At 64.6% G+C, this 23,602-nt stretch carries 19 protein-coding genes and 1 other RNA gene; 17 read left to right on the forward strand and 3 right to left on the reverse strand.

What is annotated here, in order from left to right; genetic code table 11:
* Positions 1-26: 26 nt before the first annotated feature.
* A complete protein-coding gene (locus FHW58_RS24195; RefSeq protein WP_179675741.1) occupies positions 27-965 on the reverse strand; it encodes a MerR family transcriptional regulator in 939 nt (312 codons plus the stop codon).
* Positions 966-1,899: 934 nt separating this feature from the next.
* On the opposite strand from FHW58_RS24195, the gene FHW58_RS24200 reads away from it, so the two are divergent.
* Complete coding sequence (locus FHW58_RS24200; protein ID WP_179675742.1) at positions 1,900-3,006, forward strand: porin; 1,107 nt, start codon at positions 1,900-1,902, stop codon at positions 3,004-3,006.
* 73 nt (positions 3,007-3,079) lie between these two features.
* The gene (locus FHW58_RS24205; RefSeq protein ID WP_179675743.1) at positions 3,080-3,616 is read left to right on the forward strand and encodes a hypothetical protein; all 537 of its coding nucleotides are present in this window, start codon (positions 3,080-3,082) and stop codon (positions 3,614-3,616) included.
* Here FHW58_RS24205 and FHW58_RS24210 read toward each other — a convergent pair.
* A complete protein-coding gene (locus FHW58_RS24210) occupies positions 3,611-5,317 on the reverse strand; it encodes a thiamine pyrophosphate-binding protein (protein ID WP_179675744.1) in 1,707 nt (568 codons plus the stop codon). The two genes, FHW58_RS24205 and FHW58_RS24210, sit on opposite strands and share 6 nt — an antisense overlap.
* Positions 5,318-5,512: 195 nt before the next feature.
* Here FHW58_RS24210 and rnpB point away from each other — a divergent pair.
* Positions 5,513-5,846: RNase P RNA component class A (rnpB, locus tag FHW58_RS24215), an RNA gene on the forward strand.
* 18 nt (positions 5,847-5,864) lie between these two features.
* The gene (glpK, locus tag FHW58_RS24220) at positions 5,865-7,364 is read left to right on the forward strand and encodes a glycerol kinase GlpK (protein WP_179675745.1); all 1,500 of its coding nucleotides are present in this window, start codon (positions 5,865-5,867) and stop codon (positions 7,362-7,364) included.
* A gap of 3 nt (positions 7,365-7,367) precedes the next feature.
* Here glpK and FHW58_RS24225 read toward each other — a convergent pair whose 3' ends face one another.
* Entirely contained in the window at positions 7,368-8,129 is a 762-nt protein-coding gene (locus FHW58_RS24225; protein WP_179675746.1) for an alpha/beta fold hydrolase, read from the reverse strand.
* Positions 8,130-8,236: 107 nt separating this feature from the next.
* Between FHW58_RS24225 and FHW58_RS24230 the strand changes: the two genes are divergently transcribed.
* From FHW58_RS24230 to FHW58_RS24290, 13 genes are all read left to right on the forward strand, one after another.
* A complete protein-coding gene (locus FHW58_RS24230) occupies positions 8,237-9,163 on the forward strand; it encodes a LysR family transcriptional regulator (RefSeq protein ID WP_179675747.1) in 927 nt (308 codons plus the stop codon).
* A 547-nt stretch (positions 9,164-9,710) separates the two neighbouring features.
* Positions 9,711-10,139 carry a division/cell wall cluster transcriptional repressor MraZ gene (mraZ, locus tag FHW58_RS24235; RefSeq protein WP_179675748.1) on the forward strand — a complete coding sequence of 143 codons (429 nt, stop codon included), beginning with the start codon at positions 9,711-9,713 and terminating at the stop codon, positions 10,137-10,139.
* Positions 10,140-10,150: 11 nt separating this feature from the next.
* Positions 10,151-11,113 (forward strand): 16S rRNA (cytosine(1402)-N(4))-methyltransferase RsmH, encoded by a 963-nt coding sequence (rsmH, locus tag FHW58_RS24240; RefSeq protein ID WP_179675749.1) that lies wholly within the window; start codon positions 10,151-10,153, stop codon positions 11,111-11,113.
* Complete coding sequence (gene ftsL, locus FHW58_RS24245) at positions 11,110-11,385, forward strand: cell division protein FtsL (RefSeq protein WP_179675750.1); 276 nt, start codon at positions 11,110-11,112, stop codon at positions 11,383-11,385. The genes rsmH and ftsL overlap by 4 nt, the downstream gene beginning before the upstream one ends.
* Positions 11,382-13,157, forward strand: a complete 1,776-nt coding sequence (locus FHW58_RS24250) for a penicillin-binding protein 2 (RefSeq protein ID WP_179675751.1) — start codon at positions 11,382-11,384, stop codon at positions 13,155-13,157. The genes ftsL and FHW58_RS24250 overlap by 4 nt, the downstream gene beginning before the upstream one ends.
* Positions 13,154-14,719 carry a UDP-N-acetylmuramoyl-L-alanyl-D-glutamate--2,6-diaminopimelate ligase gene (locus FHW58_RS24255; protein WP_179675752.1) on the forward strand — a complete coding sequence of 522 codons (1,566 nt, stop codon included), beginning with the start codon at positions 13,154-13,156 and terminating at the stop codon, positions 14,717-14,719. Before FHW58_RS24250 ends, FHW58_RS24255 begins: the two co-directional genes overlap by 4 nt.
* Entirely contained in the window at positions 14,719-16,116 is a 1,398-nt protein-coding gene (murF, locus tag FHW58_RS24260) for a UDP-N-acetylmuramoyl-tripeptide--D-alanyl-D-alanine ligase (RefSeq protein ID WP_179675753.1), read from the forward strand. The genes FHW58_RS24255 and murF overlap by 1 nt, the downstream gene beginning before the upstream one ends.
* Positions 16,117-16,118: 2 nt before the next feature.
* Positions 16,119-17,288: a phospho-N-acetylmuramoyl-pentapeptide-transferase gene (gene mraY, locus FHW58_RS24265; protein ID WP_179675754.1), complete on the forward strand. Its 1,170-nt coding sequence runs from the start codon at positions 16,119-16,121 to the stop codon at positions 17,286-17,288.
* On the forward strand, positions 17,288-18,949 hold the full coding sequence (gene murD / locus FHW58_RS24270) for a UDP-N-acetylmuramoyl-L-alanine--D-glutamate ligase (RefSeq protein WP_179675755.1): 1,662 nt from the start codon (positions 17,288-17,290) through the stop codon (positions 18,947-18,949). The genes mraY and murD overlap by 1 nt, the downstream gene beginning before the upstream one ends.
* Positions 18,949-20,169, forward strand: a complete 1,221-nt coding sequence (ftsW, locus tag FHW58_RS24275) for a putative lipid II flippase FtsW (RefSeq protein ID WP_179675756.1) — start codon at positions 18,949-18,951, stop codon at positions 20,167-20,169. Before murD ends, ftsW begins: the two co-directional genes overlap by 1 nt.
* Positions 20,166-21,233, forward strand: coding sequence for an undecaprenyldiphospho-muramoylpentapeptide beta-N-acetylglucosaminyltransferase (gene murG / locus FHW58_RS24280; protein ID WP_179675757.1), 1,068 nt, complete (start codon positions 20,166-20,168; stop codon positions 21,231-21,233). The genes ftsW and murG overlap by 4 nt, the downstream gene beginning before the upstream one ends.
* Positions 21,230-22,621, forward strand: a complete 1,392-nt coding sequence (murC, locus tag FHW58_RS24285; RefSeq protein WP_179675758.1) for a UDP-N-acetylmuramate--L-alanine ligase — start codon at positions 21,230-21,232, stop codon at positions 22,619-22,621. Before murG ends, murC begins: the two co-directional genes overlap by 4 nt.
* A 2-nt stretch (positions 22,622-22,623) precedes the next feature.
* Positions 22,624-23,595 carry a D-alanine--D-alanine ligase gene (locus FHW58_RS24290; protein ID WP_179675759.1) on the forward strand — a complete coding sequence of 324 codons (972 nt, stop codon included), beginning with the start codon at positions 22,624-22,626 and terminating at the stop codon, positions 23,593-23,595.
* Positions 23,596-23,602 lie beyond the last annotated feature (7 nt).

A 23,602-nucleotide genomic window follows, 5' to 3' on the forward strand; every position in this document is an offset into this window, starting at 1 on the left:
CCGCACTACGACAGAGGGGGACTAACTTACGCCGCGGCGTGCCGCGTCCGCCAATCGCGTATCGCCCCGGCCAGATCCGCCAGCTCAAACACCCGCACAAACGGCGGCCGGCGCCGCTTGAGTGCCGCGTTGTTCCCGCCAGCCCACAAATCGGCGCAGCCGGCCAGCCGCGTGTGCAGCTCCGCCAGCCCGTCCAGCACCTGGCGCGGATTCATCGCCACCGAGAACGACAGCGCAATAATATCCACCCGCTGCACCCGCGCCGCCTCCACGATATCCAGCAGCGGCGTCTGCACGCCCAGCGAAATGCAGTGCGCGCCCTCGGCCACGCACATGGCCTCGGCCATCAGCAGCCCCAGGCCGTGACGTTCCTGCGGCAGCGTGGTCAGCAAGATGCGCGGCGCGCCGACGTTGCTGGCGTTGGCCTGCGGCATGGCAAAGATCGCGCTGCGCATCACCACTGTCAGCGACTCGGTATATAAATGTTCCTCGAACGTGGCCAACTGGCCGGCGGCCCAGGCCTCGCCGATCAGCGTGGTCAGCGGCGCCACCAGTTCGATGACAAAGCTCTTCAGCCCCATCATCAGCAACGCCTGCGACAGCCGCCGCCGCAGCGCTTCCATCTGGTGGCTCTTGCACAGGTCCAGATACAGCTGCAGTTCCGGCGCCGGCGCCGACGGCGCGTCGCCCTTGCTGCTGGCCTTGCCGGTCAGCGCCTGCAGTTCGTCGGTACTGTATTGAATCACCTTGCCGGGGCGGAAGCCGAGGTCGATCAAGCGCTTGACCAGGCGCAGCTTGTGCACCTGCTCGATGGGGTACACCCGTTCGCCATTGGGATCGCGCAGTGGCTGCGGAAAATCGTAGCGCCTTTCCCACACGCGCAAGGTTTCCTTGGCCACGCCGGTATCGCGTTCGACGTCGCTGATCGTGCTGGGCACGGCTTGTGGGGAAACTTTATTCGTCATCAGATATAGGAAAGGTGCACGGGGGCGGGGTGCGCCCTGCATTCTACCTGCGTTTTTCACAGCGAAGTGCGACGTTCCGAGCCGCTGTGGCCGACTCTTTCCAAGGGCAAATCCCCTTGTCCAAGACACACAGTTGGCATAAAGAACTATTTAACTGAATATCGTTTTTCGCCCGATTTTGTTCAGGACAAAAATCTTTCAACGCCGCCAAAAATAATCTGGCTGCTTGTTGCGTGCGACGAAATGAATCAATTTCATGCACCAAGACGGTGCGGATGTGCAAGAAGATGCACCGATTTGTCGCTTCAAAACAACAGGTAGCAATTTCTTACAAATCGGTAACGTCGTGCAACTTTCTGCGCCTTTTACAAAATTTACTACATAAATAAAGGGGCAATCCTAGGGACAAAGTTGGTTTATGGCCTATTTTGCTTGAGAAAACTACCGAAGAAAGTCCGGAGTTGTTAGCTTAATACCATTCGGGAGAGGCGAGTGCGCGTCGGGTTCAGTATAAAATAACGTCAGAAATAGCAATGTGGCTATTTTTACTTGGTCCGACGAAGAAGTGGTGTCAACACCGTGTTCCTCGTAGGGTATCCAGCCTGTTTCGCTTGATCGGCAGGAAATATTGCGATGCGCTAAAATACCGCTGCTTTGAAAAAGCGACAAGTATGCAGACGATTCACTATGAATGGTTTTACACTTGTTGAAGTTTCTTGGCATCAGTATAGTGCCGCCTCCAGCGCTCAAGAGGCGCTGCGATAAAGCCGGCGACAATTGATCGGCCGCGATTAGTGAACGCATCCCACGTCGGGATGCACAGTGGCAGCTGGGGAGTTTGCCCTCACGCACACAACGGCGCTAAGCCGTGAAGCACCGAACACGCCGCACTACTGGCTTATTTTTACAGCAACACAACTGAAGGAAACACGTAATGAAAAAATCCCTTATCGCTATCGCCGTCCTGGCAGCTACCAGCTCCGCAGCTTTCGCTCAGTCGAACGTGACCATCTACGGCATCCTGGATGCCGGCATCACCGCTGAACGCGGCGGCGCACAAGGTAACAACACCAAAGTCACCAGCGGCGCCGCTTCGGCATCGCGTATCGGCTTCAAAGGCACCGAAGATCTGGGTGGCGGTCTGAGCGCGATCTTCAAGCTGGAAGCTGGCGTGAAAGTGGACGACGGCGCCCTGGACAACACCAACAACGTGCTGTTCAACCGTGAAGCCTTCGTTGGCCTGTCGTCGAAAACCGCTGGTACCCTGACCATCGGCCGTCAGTACACCCCGTACTACGAAACCCTGCGCGACATCGGCGATCCATTCGCGATGGGCTACGCCGGTACCGCGAAAAACCTGTTCCCGGTCGCCAGCTACATGACCCGTAACTCGAACGCTGTGGTGTACAAGACCCCTAACCTGGAAGGCTTCACCGGCGCTGTATCGTACAGCCTGGGCGAGCAGCAGGGCGACGCGTCGGCAGCCCGTCAAGTGGGCGGCTCGCTGGCCTACGGCAACGGTCCTCTGAACATCGCTGTTGCGTACAACATGAAGAACAACGACACCACCGCTGTTGGCACCACCCCAGCCGTCAGCGCTGGCGTTGGCCACAACACCCTGGTCGCTGCCAACTACGACTTCAAGGTCGTGAAACTGTACGCCGCCTTCTCGAAAGACAAGGGCTACGGCAGCTCGCCGATCAACGGCACCTCGGGTCCTAACGCGTCGACCTCGTTCTACGGCTACACCTTCGCGCCGTCGAAAGACAGCAACGACGCGCTGGTGGGTCTGACCGCGCCAGTGTCGGAAGCCGGCACCGTGATGGCTTCGTACATCCGCAAGAACGACAAGGAATCGTTCAACCGCGATGCTGACCAGTGGGCCATCGGCTACAACTACGCTCTGTCGAAGCGCACCAGCACCTACGTTGCTTACGCCAAGATCAAGAACAAGAACGGCGCAGGCTACACCGTTGGTAACAACACCGAAGCCGGTTCGGGCGACAAGGCCTTCAACCTGGGCCTGAAGCACACCTTCTAATCTGATTATTCAGGTTTAGATTCAACAACGGCTGCCTGGTGCAGCCGTTGTTCATTTCTGAAAGCGACAACGAATGACACGACGTGTCCTGTTTGCCGGCGCCCTGTTGCTGCTGGCCTCCTGCGCCGTGCTGGCCGCGCCCAAGGCAAGCAAGAAGCCCGGCGTGCTGCCGCGCTATGGCATGCTGGTGTTTTCCGATTTATGCATCCACGCCGACAGCGGCGAGTTCGGCGGCCAGCGCATCACGCTGCAGCGCTTTGCCGAGGTGGACACGATTTTGTACGAATACACGGCCGGCGGCCTGAGCTGGCCGGTGGTGGCCAGCGACGTGAATATCGATCCGCGCGGCCAGCAACTGTACTTCACGGTGCAGCCGCCCGACGAGGACGAGCGCACCATCAGCGGCAAGCTGGCCGACGGCGGCAAGACGCTGGTGCTGGATGGCGGCTACTGCGGCGACGAGGCGGTGCCGATGCGCTTGCCGCTGGTGACCGACTTCAGCCGCAAGGCCGGCGTGTGCCGCGCCTGCCCCGCGCCCAAGGTCAAGAAGGAAAAAGAAGAAGACAAGCCGCTGCTGGACAGCGGCTCCACCACCACCGCCGGCTTATGATCTGGCGGCGTGCGCTGCCTGCGCATGCTTGCGGATGGTTTCCAGCGTAGCGCCGGGCGTGATCAGGTTGCCGTCGTAGCGCAGCTCGATCAGCGCCGGCAGGTGCCTGTCGCGCGTGTGCGCCAGGGCGCGCTCCAGCGCCGGCGCGAATTCCGCGGTGCGCGTCACCACTTCGCCGATGCCGCCGTAGGCCGCCGCCAGCGCGGCAAAATCCGGATTGTGCAGCGTGGTGCCGGACACGCGGCCCGGATACTCGCGCTCCTGGTGCATGCGGATGGTGCCAAACATGGCGTTGTTGAACACGATGATGATGACGCCGGCCTGGTACTGCACCGCCGTCGCCAGCTCCTGGCCGTTCATCATGTACTCGCCGTCGCCGGCAAAGGTGATCACCGTGCGCGACGGATCGATGATCTTGGCCGCCACGCCGGCCGGCACGCTGTAGCCCATGGCGCCGCTGGTCGGCGCCAGCTGCGTGCGCATGCCGCCGTAGCTGTGGAAGCGGTGCGCCCAGGTGGCGTAGTTGCCGGCGCCGTTGGTGATGATGGTGTCGTGCGGCGCCAGCTGGTCGATCTGCTGTACCACCTGCCACAGGTCGAGCGGCGCCGTGCCGTCCAGGAAAATGGCCGGCTGCTGCTGCCATGCCTTCAGTTCCGCGCGCGCCTCGGCCACCGTGTGCCGCCATGCCGACGCGTCGAGCGGCGGCATCGCCGCCAGCATCGCCGCCACCTGCGGCATGCCGCTGTTGATCATCAATTCCGCCTGATAGACGCTGCCCAGCTCCTCGGCGTCGGCGTGCACGTGGATCAGGCGCTGCGCTGGCACCGGCGATTGCAGGATCGCATAGCCGCTGGTGGTCATCTCGCCCAGGCGCGGGCCGATGGCGAGGATGACGTCCGCCTCGCGCACGCGCGCCGCCAGCTTGGGATTGATGCCGATGCCGACGTCGCCGATATAGTGCGGGTGCTCGTTGTCCAGCAGATCCTGGAAGCGGAAGGCGCAGCTGACCGGCAGGTGGTTGGCCTCGGCGAAGCGCTGGATGTCGGCGCAGGCCTGCGCATTCCAGCCGCCGCCGCCCAGCAGGACCAGCGGCTTTTTCGCGCCGGCCAGCAGGCCGCGCACGGCGTCGATCTGCGCGGCGGAAGGGGAGGCTTGCACCGGCTGATAGCGGCCGGTGTCGGCCACGGTCGCGCGGGTGGTCAGCATATCCTCCGGCAGCGCCAGCACCACCGGGCCGGGACGGCCGCTGGTGGCGACCTGGAAGGCGCGCGCGATGTATTCCGGCATGCGGTCGGCGCGGTCGATCTGCGCCACCCACTTGGCCATCTGGCCGTACATGCGGCGGTAGTCGATTTCCTGGAACGCCTCGCGGTCGATGAAGTCGCTGCCCACCTGGCCGATGAACAGGATCATCGGCGTCGAATCCTGGAACGCCGTGTGCACGCCGATCGAGGCATTGGTGGCGCCCGGCCCGCGGGTGACGAAGCAGATGCCCGGCTTGCCCGTCATCTTGCCGTAGGCGTCGGCCATGAAGGCGGCGCCGCCCTCCTGGCGGTTGATGATGAAGCGGATGTCGGAATCGTGCAGGGCGTCGAGCACGTCCAGGTAGCTCTCGCCGGGGACGCCGAAGGCGGTGTCCACGCCGTGGATCTTCAGGGCGTCGACCAGGATCTGGCCGCCGGTGCGGGATGGTTGGGTCATTGTGATGCGCCTTGTGGGTGAATGATCGAAGCATTCTACGGCGGCGGCGCAAGGGCGGCTTTTGGAATGGCGACACCAAATTACAGAATTGGAAGTGCCAGAACCTTCAATCCCGGAGGTGGGGTCTGACCCCGTACGGGGTCAGACCCCGGCGAAGCGCACTGCGGGGTGAAAGCGTCTGGTACAATAGCGCCCGATGCAAGCCAGACAGCCGCTGGTCAGCGCGTAATGCCTGACGGGAGGAAGGTCCGGACTCCATAGAGCGGGGTGACGGTTAACGGCCGTCCGCCGAAAGCCCCTCGGGGTATAAGGCGAGGAATAGGGCCACAGAGACGAGCGTATTAAGTTACGGTGAAACGCGGTAACCTCCACCTGGTGCAATTCCAAATAGGCACGCGATGATGTTGCTCGCGGAGCGTGCGGGTAGGAAGCTTGAGCGCTGGAGCAATCCAGCGCCTAGAGGAATGGCTGTCATAGCGCAGGTTCGCCTGCGCCGTAACAAAATCCGGCCTATCGGCTTGCTTCATCTAATTTCGATTTTTTCGCGATGAAAAAATACATTCTTGCCCTCGACCAGGGCACGACCAGTTCGCGCGCCATCCTGTTCGACCACCAGGGCCAGATTGCCGGCTGCGCGGCGCAAGAATTTCCCCAGCATTTCCCGCATCCCGGCTGGGTCGAGCACGACCCGCACGACATCTGGCTGAGCCAGCTGGCCGTCGCCCGCAAGGTATTGGCCGACAACCACATCGATGCCCGCGACGTGCTGGCCATCGGCGTCACCAACCAGCGCGAAACCACGGTGGTGTGGGACCGCAAGACCGGCGAGCCGGTCGCCCCGGCCATCGTCTGGCAGGACCGGCGCACGGCCGACATCTGCGACGCCCTGCGCGCCGACGGCAAGGCCAAGAAGATCGCCGACATCTCCGGCCTGGAACTGGACGCCTACTTCTCCGCCACCAAGCTCAAATGGCTGCTCGACCACGTGCCGGGCGCGCGCGACAAGGCGCGCCAGGGCGGACTGGCCTTCGGCACCGTCGACAGCTGGCTGGTGTACAAGCTGAGCGGCCAGCACGTGACCGACGTCAGCAACGCGGCGCGCACCATGCTGTTCAACATCCACCTGATGCGCTGGGACCATGACCTGCTGCACTTGTTCGACATCCCCGAGCAGATGCTGCCGCAGATCGTCTCGTCCAGCGAAGAGGTGGGCACCACCCATGCCAAGCTGTTCGGCGCGCCGATCCCGGTGGCCGGCATCGCCGGCGACCAGCAGGCGGCCACGTTCGGCCAAGCCTGCTACCAGCCGGGCATGGTCAAGAATACCTATGGCACCGGCTGCTTCATGCTGATGCATCTGGGCCGCCACCCGGTGGCCTCGCACAACCGCCTGCTGACCACGGTGGGCTGGCGCGTCGACGGCGAAACCGATTATCTACTGGAGGGCAGCGTGTTCATGGGCGGCGCCACCGTGCAGTGGCTGCGCGACGGTCTGGGCATCATCCAGTCCTCGGCCGAGGTGGAGGCGCTGGCCGCCAGCGTGCCGGACAGTGACGGCGTGTTCATGGTGCCGGCCTTCGTCGGCCTCGGCGCGCCGCACTGGGACGCCTACGCGCGCGGCGCGCTGTTCGGCCTGAGCCGGGGCAGCACCCGCGCCCACATCGCCCGCGCCGCGCTGGAAGCCATCGCCTACCAGAGCGCCGAGCTGATGGCGGCGATGCAGAAGGATGTCGAGGCGTCGCACGGCGCCTTGCCGCTGCGCGAAGTGCGCGCCGACGGCGGCGCCGCCCGCAACGACTTGCTGATGCAATTCCAGGCCGACCTGCTGGGCGTGCCGGTGGTGCGGCCCAAAGTCACCGAAACCACCGCGCTGGGTGCCGCGTACCTGGCCGGCCTGGCGGTCGGCTTCTGGGACTCGCGCGAAGAAATCGCCGCCCAGTGGGCCTGCCAGCGCCGCTTTGAACCGTCCATGAGCGCTGACCAGCGCGCCGCGCTGATGGCGCGCTGGGCCGACGCGGTGCGCCGCGCCCGGGCCTGGGCCGGCTGAGCTTCATGCCGGCGGCAGCGCGGCGACAAAGTTCCTGATGACGGTCGCCAGCGCCTGCGGCGCTTCCAGCGGCGACAGGTGGCCGCAGCCCGGCAGCACGTACAGCGTCGCCTGCGGAATGCGCGGCAGCAGCTCGGCTGCCAGCACCGCCACCGGATCCACCTTGTCCAGTTCGCCGGCCACCACCATGGTTGGCACGGCGATGCGTTGCACCTCGGCGCTGATGTCCTCGCGGCTGGTGTGGGCCGGCCAGGCGGCACGGGCTTCCGGCGTGCCGCGCAGGCTATCGGCCACGACCTGTTCGCGCTGCGCCGCGGTCAGCGGTTTGGCGGTCAGCATGTGGTCGATGGCCATGCCCACCGAGGCCGGCGTATCGTAGGCGGCAGCCATGGCGGCACGCGCTTCCGGCGGCAATGCCAGCGGCGTTGGCGGCGAGGGCGCCACCAGGACCAGGCCCGCCAGGCCGGGCGGGCGGCGCGAGGCCAGCAACTGGGCGATCTTGCCGCCCATGGAGTGGCCGACCAGCACATAGCGCTTCAGGCCCAGGTCGGCAACCAGCTGTTCCACGTCGCCGGCGAAGTCGGCCAGCGCGTAGGCGTCTCCCTCGCGCGCGCCCGACTGGCCCCAGCCGCGCAGATCCGGCGCGATGGTGTGATAGTCGGCCGGCAGCGCGCTGATCACCTCGGTCCAGGTGCGCGAGCTGCCGCCCCAGTAATGCAGGAATACCAGTGCGGGACCGTCGCCGCCGCGTTCTTTGATGTGCATGATGTGCTCCGTTGTTGATGAAGATGGGCGATTCTAGATTCGATAGCTAGCTGTGATAATCCATGATTTGTTATCATGAATGCCTCATAAAATGATCGAATGGCGCCATGGACCGGTTTGCATGCATATCCGTATTTGTTGCGGCGGTGGAGGAGGGCAGCCTGGTCGCCGCCGGGCGCAGGTTCGGCTTGTCGGCCTCGATGGCGGGCAAGTATCTGGCCTGGCTGGAAAGCGATCTGAACGCGCGCCTGATCCAGCGCAGCACGCGCAGCCTCAGCATCACCGACGCCGGCCGCGCGTATTACAGCCGTTGCAAGCGCATCCTGGAACAATTCGACGAGGCCAACCAGGAGGCCAGCGATGCCAGCGCAACCCTGCGCGGCCCGCTGCGGATCGCCGCGCCGGTCAGTTTTGGCGCGCTCCACATGGGCGACATCATCGCGCGCTTCCTGGCGGACCATCCCCAGGTCAGTGCCGACGTGCTGCTGGATGACCATTACGTTGACCTGCACACGGCCGGCATCGACGTGGCGATCCGCATCGGCCGCTTGCCGGACTCGGACCTGGTGGCCCGGCGGCTGGCGCCGTGCCGCATGGTGTTCTGCGCGGCGCCGTCTTACCTGGCGCGGCACGGCACGCCGCAAACGCCAGCCGACCTGCATGCGGCGCCCCGGTTGGCCTTCAGCGGCGCCGTCACCGCCGCCGACTGGCGCGTAACCGACGCGGCGGGCGGCAGCCACCAGATTGCCGGTCCGCTGCGCGCGCAAGCCAACAACATGCAACTGCTGCTGGCCATGGCGGTGGCCGGACTGGGCGTTGCCTACGGTCCCACCTTCGCTTTTGGTCCGGCCATCGCCCAAGGAAAACTGCGGCAATTGCTGCCCGATTGCGCTGCCGAGGAGCTGACGGTGCAGGCGATTTATCCCAGTTCCCGCTACCTGCCGTCCAAGGTGCGCAGCTTTATCGATCACGTGGCCGCGGCCTTCGCCGACGCGCCGCAATGGGACCAATTTTGCGCCGGCGACAGCGTATAATGGCGCCCCAAGGCCGCAGCTGCTCCGCAAAATTTGTATAGACAAGTTGCGTGGCATGCTTGTCGTTATGTAAAGTTTTCTCCTTGTTTTGTGAAGGTTCCGCACTCCGCGTCAGGGCGCTCCTGATGCGACCTCTGGCATTTCCCCTCCTCTTTCTCCCATTTTTGGTGCGTTGTCTATTTGCTACTGCAATGTTGGCGGTTTGCAACTTTATGCATTTAGATCACTATTAAATTTTCGACTAAAACACATGGGTACAGATGAGGTGTCACCTTCACAACCTGACATAAGTACTTAATTTATCGGACTATTTTGTTTCTAGCCGGCTTCAAGGAATCGCGCTAAGTCCTTAATTTCATTACTAAAATCGCCGTTTCGATTGGCTGAAAGCGCTTGACCACTATTCTTGCTTCCTCTAAAGTGGGCATCTGTGTGAAAAAGTGTCTTTTTGTGGGAAATTTTGCCTGACTTAGCGGACAGGGAAGTTCCATGCAGATGGTCATGGTTTCATGCTCCGCTAACCATACTGAGGTAAAAAGGTAATCACGTGTTTCAAGGCGCGTCCGCAATCAATCTCGATGCCAAAGGCAGGATGTCCATCCCTGCCAAGCACCGTGACGCGCTGTCGATCCAGTGTGAAGGCCGCCTCACGCTGACGCGCCACCCCGACGGTTGCGTCATGCTGTTCCCCCGGCCTGTGTGGGAACAACACCGTCAACAGATCGCTGCATGGCCCATGCAAGCCCGCGCCTGGCAGCGCATTTTCCTCGGTTACGCCACCGACGTGGAAATGGACACCGCCGGCCGCATCCTGATCTCGCCCGAACTCCGCGCCGCCGTCGGCCTGGACAAAGAGGTCATGATGATGGGCATGGGCTCGCACTTCGAGATCTGGGACGCCGCCAAGATGGCGGAAAAAGAAGCGCAGGCCCTGGAGGCCGGCACGCCCGATGTACTCGCCAATTTCTCCTTCTAAGGCTCCGTCATATGACCACGACAACGGTGCCTGAATTCCAGCATCGCACGGTGCTGCTAGACGAAGCGGTTGCTGCGCTGGCGCTGGACGGCGCGCGCGCCAACGGCGTGTTCGTCGATGGCACCTTCGGCCGCGGCGGCCATTCGCGCCTGATCCTGTCGAAGCTGGGCGCCAACGCGCGCCTGATCGCCTTCGACAAGGACCCGCAGGCCATCGCCACCGCCGAACAAATCAAGGACCCGCGCTTCACCATCGTCCACGACAGCTTTGCCACCATGCGCGCGGCGCTGGCGGCCGAGGGCGTGGACAAGGTCGACGGCATTTTGCTCGACCTGGGCATCTCGTCGCCGCAGGTCGATGACGCCGCGCGCGGCTTCAGTTTCCGCAACGACGGCCCGCTGGACATGCGCATGGACACCACGCGCGGCATCTCGGCGGCGGAGTGGCTCGCCACTGAAAACGAACAGACACTGGAAAAGGTGATAAAGGAATATGGGGAAGAACGGTTTGCTTTTCAGATTGCAAAGGCGATTGTTGCTCGCAGGGCAGTCGAGCCAATTTCAACCACACGACAGCTTGCCGGCATCGTGGCAGGCGCGGTCAAAACCCGGGAGAAGGGCAAGGATCCGGCCACCCGCACATTTCAGGCTATCCGGATTTTCATCAATAAAGAGCTTGAAGACCTTGAAGTCGGTTTGAACCATGCGTACGACAGCCTGGCGCCCGGCGGCATCCTCGCCATCATCAGCTTCCACTCGCTGGAAGACCGGATGGTGAAGCGCTTCTTCGCGTCCAAGGCCAATGTCGAGCAGCCGGACCGCCGCCTGCCGATCCGCGCGGCCGACCTGCCGCAGCCGGAACTCAAGCTGCTGGCCAAGATCAAGCCGTCCGACCAGGAAGTGGACGAGAACCCGCGCGCCCGCTCGGCGGTGATGCGCGTGGCGCGCCGCCTTCCCATTCCGGAGGGCGCATGAGCGGCAAGATCAACCTGGTGCTGACGGTGCTGCTGGTGGGCTGCGGCCTGTCGCTGGTCAACGCGCAGTACCAGGCGCGCCGCCTGTTCATTGAACTGGAGCGCACGCAGGCGCAGGCGCGCCAGCTTGACATCGAATGGGCGCAGCTGCAGCTGGACCAGTCGACGCTGGGCAAGCACGCCCGCATCGAGGAAATCGCCCGCCGTGACCTGAACATGACGCAGCTGACCGCCGCCCGCACCCAGTACCTGACGCCGGAGCACGCAAAATGAGCCGCGCCAGCAATGTGAACACCTCGCGCGTGGCCGCCTCGAAGGGCGTGGCCTTCTCGAAGAGCCCCGTGCTGGCCGTGCGTCTGCCGACCTGGCGCTCGCGCGTGGTGCTGTTCGTATTGTTCATCGCGTTCGTGGCGCTGGCGGTGCGCGCGCTGTGGTTGCAGGGCGTGTCGACCCAGTTCCTGCAGAAGCAGGGTGCCAGCCGCTACATGCACACGCTGGAACTGCCGGCCACGCGCGGCAAGATCACCGACCGCGATGGCCAGGTGCTGGCGTCGTCGGTGCCGGTCAAGGCCATCTGGGCGATCCCGGAAGACGTGCAGGAAGCGCCGCCGGCCAAGCTGAAACAGCTGGCCAGGCTGCTCGACATGAGCGACGCCGAGCTGCAGAAAAAACTCGACTCGGACCGCAGCTTCGTCTACCTGAAACGCCAGGTGGAGCAGGATATCTCCGACCAGATCGCCAAGCTGGATATCGACGGCATCCAGACCCGCAAGGAATACAAGCGCTTCTACCCGCAGGGCGAGGTGACCACGCACGTCGTCGGCTTCACCAACGTCGAGGACCAGGGCCAGGAATCGATGGAATTGGCGCAGCAGAAAACGCTGCAGGGCATTCCAGGCAGCCGCCGCGTGATCAAGGATCGCCTGGGGCACATCGTCGAGGACATCGAGTCGGTGCGCGAGCCGCATGACGGCAAGGACCTGGTGCTGTCGATCGACAGCAAGATCCAGTACATCGCCTTCACCCAGATCAAGGACGCGGTGGAGAAGTTCCACGCCAAGGCCGGCGCCGCCGTGGTGCTGGACGTGCACACCGGCGAGGTGCTGGCGCTGGCCAACTGGCCGACCTACAACCCCAACGACCGCTCCAAGCTGACCGGCGAACAGCTGCGCAACCGCGTGATGACCGACACCTTTGAGCCGGGATCGTCGCTGAAGCCGTTCACGGTGGCGCTGGCGCTGGACGAAAAACGCATCACGCCGCACACCATGTTCGACACCGGCAACGGCTCGGCGCTGATCGGCGGCCATATCATCCACGACACCCACCCGCACTACCTGATCGACGTGCAGGGCATTATCCAGAAGTCGTCCAACATCGGCACTTCCAAGATCGCGCTGGGCATGCCGGCGCAGGATATGTGGGAGATGTTCACCAAGGTCGGTTTCGGCCAGCAGCCCAAGTGGGGCTTCCCCGGCGCGGTGGCGGGCCGCGTGCGTCCTTACAAATCGTGGCGCACGGTGGAGCAGGCCAACATGAGCTTCGGTCAGGGCATCTCGGTGTCGCTGATCCAGCTGGCGCGCGCCTACATGATCTTTGCCCGCGATGGCGACATCATCCCGCTGTCGTTCCAGAAAGTGACCGAGGCGCCGCATGGCACGCCGGTGATCAGCCCCAAGACCGCAGCCGAAATGCGCGAGATGCTGGAGATGGTGACGCAGCCGGGCGGTTCCGCCGTCAAGGCGCAGGTGCCGGGCTATCGCGTCGGCGGCAAGACCGGTACGGCACAGAAAGTGCTCAACGGCCGCTACTCGCAGAGCAAATATATCGGCAACTTCATCGGCATGGCGCCGATGTCGAATCCGCGCTTCATCATCGCCGCCATGATCGACGAACCGGGCGGCCCGGTGCACGTCGGCGGCGACGTGGCCGGCCCGGTGTTCTCGGCGCTGGCGGCGCAGGCGCTGCGCGCCAAGAACGTGGCGCCGGACTCGGACCTGACCCATATCATCATTCCTGAATCTGCAGCACAGGGGAACATGTGACGACTTCTACTTTCGACCCATCGGCTGTCGCAGCCGCGATCCGCAAGCTGGCGCCCAAGGCGAACCTGGCTTCGGATTCGCGCCGCATCAAGCTGGGCGATGTGTTCTTTGCTTTTGCACCCGTCGCCGGCGAGACCGCCGACGGACGTAACTTTATTGAAGGCGCCATCGAGCAGGGCGCGGCGCTGGTGGTGCTCGACCCGGCCGGCTTTACCTGGAACGACAAGTGGACCGTGCCTTACCTGACGGTCGAGGACCTGAAACAGCACGCCGGCTTCATCGCCCACGCGTTTTATCAGCAACCGGATGCCGGCATGTTCACCGCCGCCGTCACCGGCACCAATGGCAAGACCTCCAGCGCCGTGTGGCTCGGCCAGGCGCTGTCGCGCGGCGGCGAGCCGGCCGCCGTCATCGGCACGCTGGGCGTGGGTGTGTTCAAGCCGCGCGGCGAAGTGGAATACGACGTCACCGGCTACACCACGCCGGACGCGGTACTGCTGGCGCGCTCGCTGGCCGACCTGCGCGACAAGGGCGCGACCTCGCTGGCGATTGAAGCCTCGTCGATCGGCCTGGATCAGGGCCGCCTGTCGGGCATGCACTTCGACGTGGCGCTGTTCACCAACCTGACGCGCGACCACCTGGACTACCACGGCACCATGGAAGCCTACGAGGCGGCCAAGGTCAAGCTGTTCGAGTGGCCAAGCCTGAAAACGGCGGTGGTCAATCTGGACGATCCGGCCGGCCTGCGCCTGATCGCGCACCTGAAATCGCGCGCGCCGCTGGCAGGCGAGATTCCGCTGATCGGCTACACGCTGCGCGACGCGGCGGCGCAGCCGGATATCGACGGCGTGCTGGTGCTGCGCGCCAGCCAGCTGCGCGCGGGCCGCAGCGGCGGCACCGAATTCCACCTGGAGTGCGCGCTGGGTGTGGCGCAAGTGCGCACGCACCTGGTGGGGGGCTTCAATATCAGCAATGCGCTGGGCGTGATGGGCGCGGTGCTGGCCAAAGGCCTGGGCCTGCGCGCCGCCATCGACGCGGTGGAAGCGCTGGAACCGGCGCCGGGCCGCATGCAGCAGGTGGGCGGCCACGACGCGCCGCTGATCGTCATCGATTACGCGCACACGCCGGACGCGCTGGAGAAAACCCTGGCCGCGCTGCGCCCGGTGGCCGCCGACCGCGGCGGCCAGTTGTGGTGCGTGTTCGGCTGCGGCGGCGACCGCGATCCGGGCAAGCGTCCGCAAATGGGCAAGATCGCGCAGGCGGCCGACCATGTGCTGGTCACCAGCGACAATCCGCGCAGCGAAGAACCGCACGCCATCATCGAACAGATTTTGGCCGGCATGGACCAGAACAATCCGGCATCGACGGTGCAGGCGCTGGACGACCGCGCCGCCGCCATCCTGTCGGCCATCAAGCACGCCGCCAAGCCGGACGTGATTCTGCTGGCCGGAAAAGGCCATGAGCCGTACCAGGAAATCAAGGGCAAGAAGTTGCCCTTCTCGGACGCCGACCACGCGCAACTGGCGCTGTCGGCCCGCTTAACCATGATGAGGACGAATTAATGCGTGCAGCAGTCGCACAAATTCTGCCTTCTCTGACCGGCGCGCACCTGGTGAACGCCGGCGCGCGTCCGCTCGATCTCGCATTTGACGGCGTGTCGACCGACAGCCGCACCGTGGCCGCCGGCGCGCTGTTCGTCGCCCTGCGCGGCGACGTGTTCGACGCCCACGACTTCCTGCCGCAAGTGGCGGGGAAGGGTGTCGCCGCGGTGGTTGTGGAAGAAGTGCCGGAGGGCTTCACGCTGCCGGCCATCGTCGTGCCCAACACCCTGGTGGCGCTGGGCCAGATCGCCAACTGGTGGCGCAATCAGTTCAGCATTCCGGTGATTGGCGTCACCGGCAGCAACGGCAAGACCACGGTGAAGGAAATGATCGCCGCGATCCTGGCCGCAGCCCATGGCGACGAAGGCCGACTGGCCACGCGCGGCAACCTGAATAACGAAATTGGTGTGCCGCTGACGCTGTTCCGCATGGACGCCAGCCAGCAGTCGGCCGTGATCGAGATGGGCATGAACCATCCGGGCGAAATCGGCCGCCTGGCCGCCATCGCCCAGGCCAACATCGCCATGGTCAACAACGCCCAGCGCGAGCACCAGGAATTCATGCACACCGTGGAAGCGGTGGCGCGCGAGAACGGCGCCGTGCTGGCCGCGCTGCCGACCGACGGCGTGGCGGTGTTCCCGCATGGCGACGAGTTCACACCAATATGGGAAGAACTCTCGGCCGGCCGCCGCATGCTGCGCTTCGGCCTGACCAAGGAAGCGGAAGTGAGCTGCACCTTCCGCGCCAGCGATTTCGAAAGCGAGATGTTCATCACCATCTGCGAGAGCGAGGCGGATCCGCGCCAGTTCTTCGTGCGCCTGCAGGCTGCCGGTGAGCACAACGTCCGCAACGCGCTGGCGGCGGTGGCGTGCACCTACGCCGCCGGCATCCCGCTGGAAAAGATCAAGCTGGGACTCGACACCTTTGCGCCGGTCAGCGGCCGCCTGCAGAAGAAGCGGGCCGCCAACGGCGCGGTGGTCATCGACGATACCTACAACGCCAATCCGGATTCGGTGCGCGCCGCCATCGACGTGCTGGCGAAAGCCGCCGCGCCGCGAGTGCTGGTGCTGGGCGATATGGGCGAAGTCGGCACGCAGGGCCGCGAGTTCCACGAAGAAGTTGGCGCGTATGCGCAAACGAAGGGCATCGAAACGGTGCTGGTTACCGGCGAACTTGCCGCGCATATCCACGGCGCGCAGGTTCGTCATTTTGAAAACTTTGGCGACTTGCTGTCCGCAGTGGACGCGGCGGTGTCGCCTGATGCAACTGTATTAATCAAGGGCTCCCGTTTCATGAAGATGGAGCGGGTCGTGCAGCATTTGATTGGGTCGCAACAAGCTAACAAGGAAAGTCACTAATCATGCTGCTCTGGCTCGCACAATTTTTCCAGCAGGACGTCGGGGTACTCCGCGTCTTCAACTTCATCACCTTCCGCGCGGTGTTCGCCACCGCGACGGCGCTGTTCATCGGTCTGGCCGCCGGCCCGTTCGTGATCCGCAAGCTGACCGCGATGAAGTATGGCCAGGCCGTGCGCACCGATGGTCCGCAGACCCACCTGAAAAAACACGGCACGCCGACCATGGGCGGTGTGCTGATCCTGATTTCGATCGCGATTTCCACGCTGTTGTGGTGCGACCTGTCGAACCGCCTGATCTGGCCGGTGCTGATCGTCACGCTGGGCTTTGGCGCGGTGGGCTGGGTGGATGACTACCGCAAGGTGGTGTACCAGGACCCGGAAGGCATGCGCTCGCGCGAGAAGTATTTCTGGCAGTCGCTGGTGGGTATCGCCGCCGCGCTGTACCTGGCGTTTTCGGTGTCGGCGCCGAGCACGTCGCAGGTGTTCGAGCTGTTCTTCTCGTGGGTCCGCTCGGGCTTCGAGATGGACCTGCCGCCGAAGGCCGACTTGATCGTGCCGTTCTTTAAAACCATCAGCTACCCGCTGGGCGTGTGGGGCTTCATCGCCTTGACCTACTGTGTCATCGTGGGCTCGTCCAACGCCGTTAACTTCACCGACGGTCTGGATGGCCTGGCCATCATGCCGACGATTATGGTGGGTTCGGCCCTGGGCCTGTTCGCTTACCTGACCGGTAGTGCCACGTATTCGAAGTACCTGTTCCTGCCGCATATTCCGGGCGCGGGCGAACTGATTATCTTCTGCGGCGCGCTGGCGGGTGCGGGCCTGGCCTTCCTGTGGTTTAACACCCATCCGGCGCAGGTGTTCATGGGCGACGTGGGCGCGCTTGCCCTGGGCGGCGCGCTGGGCACCATCGCGGTGATCGTGCGCCAGGAGATCGTGTTGTTCATCATGGGCGGCATCTTCGTTGCGGAGACGGTGTCGGTGATGATTCAGGTGAGCTGGTTCAAGTACACCAAGAAGCGCTATGGCACCGGCCGTCGCGTGTTCCTGATGGCGCCACTGCATCACCACTTTGAACAAAAAGGCTGGAAAGAGACCCAGGTTGTCGTGCGCTTCTGGATTGTGACGATGATACTGGTACTGGTTGGACTCTCGACGTTGAAACTGCGCTGATGATTTACGAAGGCAAAAACGCACTGGTACTCGGGCTGGGGGAATCCGGCCTGGCGATGGCGCTGTGGCTCGCCCGCAGCGGCGCGCGCGTGCGCGTGGCCGATACGCGCGAGTCGCCGGACCGTTTGCCAGCGTTGCGCGCTGCCGTGCCGGACGCTGAATTCGTCGCCGGTTCGTTTGGCGCGTCGCTGCTGGAAGGCGTGGACTTCGTCGCCGTCAGCCCTGGCCTGGCACCGGGCCGCGAGCTGAAAGAGATCAATCCGGCCGCCATGGCCGCCGGCATTCCGGTGTGGGGCGAGATCGAACTGTTCGCGCAGGCGCTGGAGTGGCTGAAAGAGCAGCGCGGCTACGCGCCGAAAGTCATTGCCATCACCGGCACCAACGGCAAGACCACCGTGACCACGCTGGTCGGCCAACTGTGCGAACGCGCCGGCAAGACGGTGCGCGTGGCCGGCAACATCAGCCCCGCCGCGCTGGACGTCCTGCGCGAAGTGCTAGACGCGTCGCCAACGCCCGCCGCGCCGGTCGGTGACGATGGCGCCATCGCCACCGCCGCCACCATCGCCACCGCCACCACCGCCGCAGATTCCGCCGCGCCCGCCGCCGGCGAGCCTGTCGTCGCCGCTGCGCCGTCGGCGCTGCCGGACATCTGGGTGCTGGAGTTGTCCAGCTTCCAATTGCAGACCACCTTCACGCTGGAAGCCGACGCGGCGACCGTCCTGAACGTAACGCAGGATCACCTGGACTGGCACGGCGACATGCCGTCCTACGCCGCCGCCAAGCACCGCATCTTCGCCGCCAACACCGTGCGCGTGTTGAACCGCGACGACGCCACGACCATGCGCATGGCCAATCCGAACGGCCACAACGTCACCTTCGGCACCGACGCGCCAACCCTGCGCGACGACCTTGGCCTGAACAACGAGCGCGGCGTGCTGTGGCTGGCCACCGCCATCCCGGCCGAGGAAGAGGGCGAACCGAAGAAACGCAAAAAGAACGACCCGCCGCCACCGCCAGTGGAATGCATCGTCAAGAACCTGATGCCGGCCGACGCCCTGCAAATCCGCGGCGTCCACAACGCCGCCAACGCCTTGGCCGCGCTGGCCCTGTGCCGCGCCATCGACCTGCCGCTGGCGCCGCTGCTGCACGGCCTGCGCGAATACCGCGGCCAGCCGCACCGCGTGGAACTGGTCAGCGCCATCAACGACGTTGAATACTACGACGACAGCAAAGGCACCAACGTCGGCGCCACCGTGGCCGCGTTGAGTGGTCTGGGCAAGGCCTTCACCGGCGACAACCAGCGCCTGCTGGTGATCCTCGGCGGCGACGGCAAAGGCCAGGACTTCGCGCCGCTGGCCGAACCGATGTCCCGCTACGCCCGCGCCGCCCTGCTGATCGGCCGCGACGCGCCGCACATCCGCGCCGCGCTGGAGCAAGCCTCGCGCGAACAGGGCGCCGGGCTGCCCTACGTGCTGGAAGACTGCGGCACCGACCTGCCGCGCGCCGTCAAGCGCGCCAGCGAACTGGCGCAAGCCGGCGACGCCGTGCTGCTGTCGCCCGCCTGCGCCAGCATGGACATGTTCAAGAACTACGCGCATCGCGCCCAGGTGTTCATCGACGCCGTGCGCGACATCGCCCTCGACGCGGGACAGGAGATCTGATGGCCTTCCAGCTGCCGTTCCGCTTTGGCTCCTCATCGGCTGAAACGCCGATGGAGACGCGCGCGCGGCCATCGAAGATGATGGAATACGACCAGCCGCTGGTCTGGGTTACGCTGCTGCTGATGCTGTTCGGGATGGTGATGGTCTACTCGGCCTCCATCTCGCTGCCCGACTCGCCCAAGTTCGCCGCCTACGTGCGCTGGCAAAACACCTACTTCCTGCAGCGCCAGGCGATGTTCATCGCCGTGTCGCTGATTGCCGGCCTGTTTGTGTTCCGCATCCGCGTGGCCGACCTGCAGAAGGCTGCGCCTTATCTGTTCATCGGCACGCTGGTGCTGCTGGTGGCGGTGCTGATTCCCGGCCTCGGCGTGGTGGTCAACGGCGGCCGCCGCTGGCTGTCGCTCAAGGTGTTCAACGTGCAGCCGTCGGAGCTGATGAAAATAGTGGCGGTGCTGTACGCCGCCGACTACACGGTGCGCAAGCAGCAGTACATGCACAAGCTGACCAAGGGCTTCATGCCGATGGCGGCGGCGGTCGGCTTCGTCGGCCTGTTGCTGCTGCTGGAGCCGGACCTGGGCGCCTTCGGCGTAATCGTCTGCATCGCCATGGGCATCCTGTTCCTTGGCGGGATCAACGCCATCTGGTTCGGCGGCATCGGCGCCGTGCTGGTGGTGATCTTCGGCTCCATCATCGCGCTGTCCAAGTTCCGCCGCGAGCGCTACTTCGCCTACCTCAATCCGTGGGAAGAAGACAATGCGCTCAACAAGGCATACCAGCTGACGCACTCGCTGATCGCTTTCGGGCGCGGCGAGATTTTTGGCGTGGGCCTGGGCGGCAGCGTCGAAAAGCTGCACTACCTGCCGGAAGCGCACACCGACTTCCTGCTGGCGGTGATCGGCGAAGAACTCGGCCTGGCCGGCGTGCTGGTGGTGATCGCCATGTTCTATTGGATCATCAAGCGCGCCTTCGATATCGGCCGCCAGGCCATCGCCATCGACCAGACCTTCGCCGGCCTCACCGCCAAGGGCATTGGCATCTGGATCGGTGTGCAGACGTTTATCAATATGGGTGTGAACCTCGGCTTACTGCCAACCAAGGGCTTGACCCTGCCGCTGATGAGCTATGGCGGTACGGGCGTTGTGATTAACTGCGTCGGACTCGCGATCCTGCTCCGGATCGACTACGAGAACCGGGTCCTGATGCGTGGTGGCAGACTATGAAACGACTGATGATTATGGCGGCCGGCACCGGCGGCCATATTTTCCCCGGCCTGGCGATCGCGCAAACCATGCGCGCGCGCGGCTGGGAAGTGAGCTGGCTGGGCACCTCCACCGGCATGGAGCAGGACCTGGTGCCGAAGCACGGCATCAGCATGGACAGCATCAACTTCACCGGCATGCGCGGCAAGGGCATCAAGCACTCGCTGGGCGGCGCGCTGAAGATGATCAAGGCATTCGCCGACTGCTTCGGCTTCATCGGCCGCCGCAAGCCGGACGTGGTAATGGGCATGGGCGGCTACGTCACCGTGCCGGGCGGCCTGATGTCGCGCCTGCGCGGCACGCCGCTGGTGCTGGTAAATGCCGACGCCGCGCTGCTGCTGTCAAACAAAACGCTGGTGCCGTTCGCCGGCCGCGTGTGTTTTGGCTTCCCGGCCAACTTCGGCAGCGCCGCCGGCAAGGCGGTGGTCACCGGCAACCCGGTGCGCAAGGAGATCCTGGATATGGCGCCGCCGGACCAGCGTTTCGCCGGCCGCGAAGGCCCGCTGCGCGTCCTGGTGGTGGGCGGCAGCCTGGGCGCCAAGGCGCTGAACGACAGCCTGCCGGCGGCGCTGGCGCTGATTCCGGAAGCACAGCGGCCGATCGTGACGCACCAGTCGGGCAAGAAGAATATCGACGCGCTGCGCGCCGCGTATCAGCAGGCCGGTGTGACGGCCAACGTGGTCGACTTCATCGACGACATGGCGGCGGCTTACAGTGTCGCGGACCTGGTGATCTGCCGCGCCGGCGCCATCACCGTGTCCGAGCTGACGGCGGCCGGCGTGGCCAGCGTGCTGGTGCCGTTCATGGCGTCGACCACCAGCCACCAGCGCGACAACGCGCAGTGGATGGCGAAACAGAAAGCGGCGATCCACATGCCGCAAACGGAATTGAGCGCGCAATCGGTTGCGACGCTGTTGGAAACGCTGACCCGCGCGTCCTGCCTGGCCATGGCCAACGCGGCGCGCGAGGTCGGCAAGCGCGATTCGAATGAAGCAATCGCTAAAGTATTGGAAGAACTGGCATGAAGCATAAGGTACAGAACATACACTTCGTCGGCATCGGCGGCAGCGGCATGAGCGGCATCGCGGAAGTGCTGCTCACGCTGGGCTACAGCGTGTCCGGCTCGGACCTGGGCAGCAACGCGGTGACCCAGCGCCTGGCCGACATGGGCGCGACCGTGTATCAGGGCCACGCGGCGGAAAACATCGGCAAGGCCGATGCCGTCGTGACCTCGACCGCTGTGCAGCAGGACAATCCCGAAGTAGTGGCGGCGCGCAGCCGCAAGATTCCCATCGTCCCGCGCGCGGTGATGCTGGGCGAGTTGATGCGCCTGAAGCGCGGCATCGCCATTGCCGGCACCCACGGCAAGACCACCACTACCAGCCTGGTGGCGTCGGTGCTGGCGCAGGGCGGGCTGGACCCGACCTTCGTCATCGGCGGCCGCCTGACCAGCGCCGGCGCCAACGCCAAGCTGGGCACTGGCGATTACCTGGTGGCCGAAGCCGACGAGTCGGACGCCTCGTTCCTGAACCTGACGCCGATGATCGAAGTGATCACGAACATCGACGCCGACCACATGGAAACCTACGAGCACGATTTCGAGAAGCTCAAGCAGGCCTTCGTCCATTTCACGCACCGCCTGCCGTTCTACGGCCGCGCCATGTTGTGCATCGACGATCCGCATGTGCGTTCGATCCTGCCGCACGTCACCAAGCCGGTCACCACCTACGGCTTTGCCGAAGACGCCGAAGTGCGCGCCGTGAACGCGCGCGCGGTCGGCACCGAGATGCACTTCACCGTCAAGCAGGAAGGCTATCCGGACCTGGACGTGGTGCTGAACCAGCCGGGCATGCACAACGTGCAGAACGCCTGCTCGGCCGTGGCCATCGCCCGCGAGATCAACATCCCGGACAGCGCCACGCAGGCCGGCCTGGCCGGTTTCGCCGGCGTCGGCCGCCGCTTCACCAAGTACGGCGAAGTGGCGATTCCGGCCGGCGGCACCTTTACGCTGGTGGACGATTTCGGCCACCACCCGCTGGAAATGGAAGTGACCATGGCCGCCGCGCGCGCCGCCTATCCGGGCCGCCGTCTGGTGCTGGCCTTCCAGCCGCACCGCTACAGCCGCACGCGCGACCTGTTCGAGGACTTCGTCAAGGTGCTCGGCACGCCGGACGTGCTGGTGCTGGGCGAAGTGTATGCCGCCGGCGAGGCGCCGGTGGTGGCGGCCGACGGCCGCGCGCTGGCGCACGCCTTGCGCGCGCGCGGCAAGACGGAACCGATTTTTGTTGAGGCCATCGGCGATATGCCGGAGACCATCATGGGCGTGGTGCGCGACGGCGACGTCGTGATGACCATGGGCGCAGGCTCGATCAGCGGCGTCCCGGCCAAACTGACTAATTATCCAAAGGTCTGAACGTGAGTACCCTCGTTAATCCATTAAGCGCACAAGACGCAAAAGCATTCGGCAAGGTTGGCGTGCTGTTTGGCGGCCGCTCGGCCGAGCGCGAAGTGTCCAATATGTCCGGCGCCGGCGTGCTGGCCGCACTGCAGAGCAAGGGCATCGATGCCCACGCCTTCGATCCGGGCCAGCGCTCGCTGGCCGAGCTGGCGGCGGAAGAATTCGACCGCGTATTCATCGCGCTGCACGGCCGCTACGGCGAGGACGGCAGCCTGCAGGGCGCGCTGGAGCTGCTCGGCATTCCCTACACCGGCAGTGGCGTGATGGCCAGCGCGGTGGGCATGGACAAGATCACCACCAAGATCGTGTGGCTCAACGCCGGCCTGCCGACGCCGCGCTACGCGGTGCTGAACGCGCAGTCCGACCTGGCCGCCACCGCCGCTGATCTGGGCCTGCCGCTGATCGTCAAGCCGCCGCACGAGGGCTCGACCATCGGCATCACCAAGGTGACCGAGGCGGGCGGCTTCCAGGCCGCCTACGACAAGGCCGCCGCGCTGGACGATGCGGTGCTGGCCGAGGAATTTGTCACCGGCCGCGAATTCACGGTCGCCATCCTGGGCGGCGGCGCCAGCGCGCGCGCGCTGCCGGTGGTGGAGATCGTGGCGCCGGAAGGCAATTACGATTACCAGAACAAGTACTTCACCGACGACACCAAGTATTTCTGCCCGGCCGCGCTGCCTGAAGCGTTGAGCGAGGAAATGCGCCGCATCGCGGTGGACGCCTACCGCGCGCTCGGCTGCGAGGGCTGGGGACGGGTGGACGTGCTGCTGCGCGAACGCGACCAGAAGCCGTTCCTGCTGGAGGTGAACACCTCGCCCGGCATGACCGGCCACTCGCTGGTGCCGATGGCGGCGCGCGCGGAAGGCATCAGCTATGAAGACCTGTGCGTGGAGATCCTGCGCAGCGCGCGTTTGAAGATGAAGGGATAAGCAGTAG

It is taken from the genome of Duganella sp. 1224, from assembly GCF_013408245.1.
In the GTDB taxonomy this organism is placed as follows: domain Bacteria; phylum Pseudomonadota; class Gammaproteobacteria; order Burkholderiales; family Burkholderiaceae_D; genus Rugamonas.

Coding starts and splice junctions, on each gene's coding strand:
- murF (WP_179675753.1), top strand. CDS start 14,719: ATGCGTGCAGCAGTCGCACAAATTCTGCCTTCTCTGACCGGCGCGCAC.
- ftsL (WP_179675750.1), top strand. CDS start 11,110: ATGAGCGGCAAGATCAACCTGGTGCTGACGGTGCTGCTGGTGGGCTGC.
- ftsW (WP_179675756.1), top strand. CDS start 18,949: ATGGCCTTCCAGCTGCCGTTCCGCTTTGGCTCCTCATCGGCTGAAACG.
- FHW58_RS24195 (WP_179675741.1), bottom strand. CDS start 965: ATGACGAATAAAGTTTCCCCACAAGCCGTGCCCAGCACGATCAGCGAC.
- FHW58_RS24210 (WP_179675744.1), bottom strand. CDS start 5,317: ATGACCCAACCATCCCGCACCGGCGGCCAGATCCTGGTCGACGCCCTG.
- murG (WP_179675757.1), top strand. CDS start 20,166: ATGAAACGACTGATGATTATGGCGGCCGGCACCGGCGGCCATATTTTC.
- FHW58_RS24250 (WP_179675751.1), top strand. CDS start 11,382: ATGAGCCGCGCCAGCAATGTGAACACCTCGCGCGTGGCCGCCTCGAAG.
- glpK (WP_179675745.1), top strand. CDS start 5,865: ATGAAAAAATACATTCTTGCCCTCGACCAGGGCACGACCAGTTCGCGC.
- mraY (WP_179675754.1), top strand. CDS start 16,119: ATGCTGCTCTGGCTCGCACAATTTTTCCAGCAGGACGTCGGGGTACTC.
- murD (WP_179675755.1), top strand. CDS start 17,288: ATGATTTACGAAGGCAAAAACGCACTGGTACTCGGGCTGGGGGAATCC.
- FHW58_RS24230 (WP_179675747.1), top strand. CDS start 8,237: ATGGACCGGTTTGCATGCATATCCGTATTTGTTGCGGCGGTGGAGGAG.
- FHW58_RS24225 (WP_179675746.1), bottom strand. CDS start 8,129: ATGCACATCAAAGAACGCGGCGGCGACGGTCCCGCACTGGTATTCCTG.
- FHW58_RS24205 (WP_179675743.1), top strand. CDS start 3,080: ATGACACGACGTGTCCTGTTTGCCGGCGCCCTGTTGCTGCTGGCCTCC.
- rsmH (WP_179675749.1), top strand. CDS start 10,151: ATGACCACGACAACGGTGCCTGAATTCCAGCATCGCACGGTGCTGCTA.
- murC (WP_179675758.1), top strand. CDS start 21,230: ATGAAGCATAAGGTACAGAACATACACTTCGTCGGCATCGGCGGCAGC.
- FHW58_RS24200 (WP_179675742.1), top strand. CDS start 1,900: ATGAAAAAATCCCTTATCGCTATCGCCGTCCTGGCAGCTACCAGCTCC.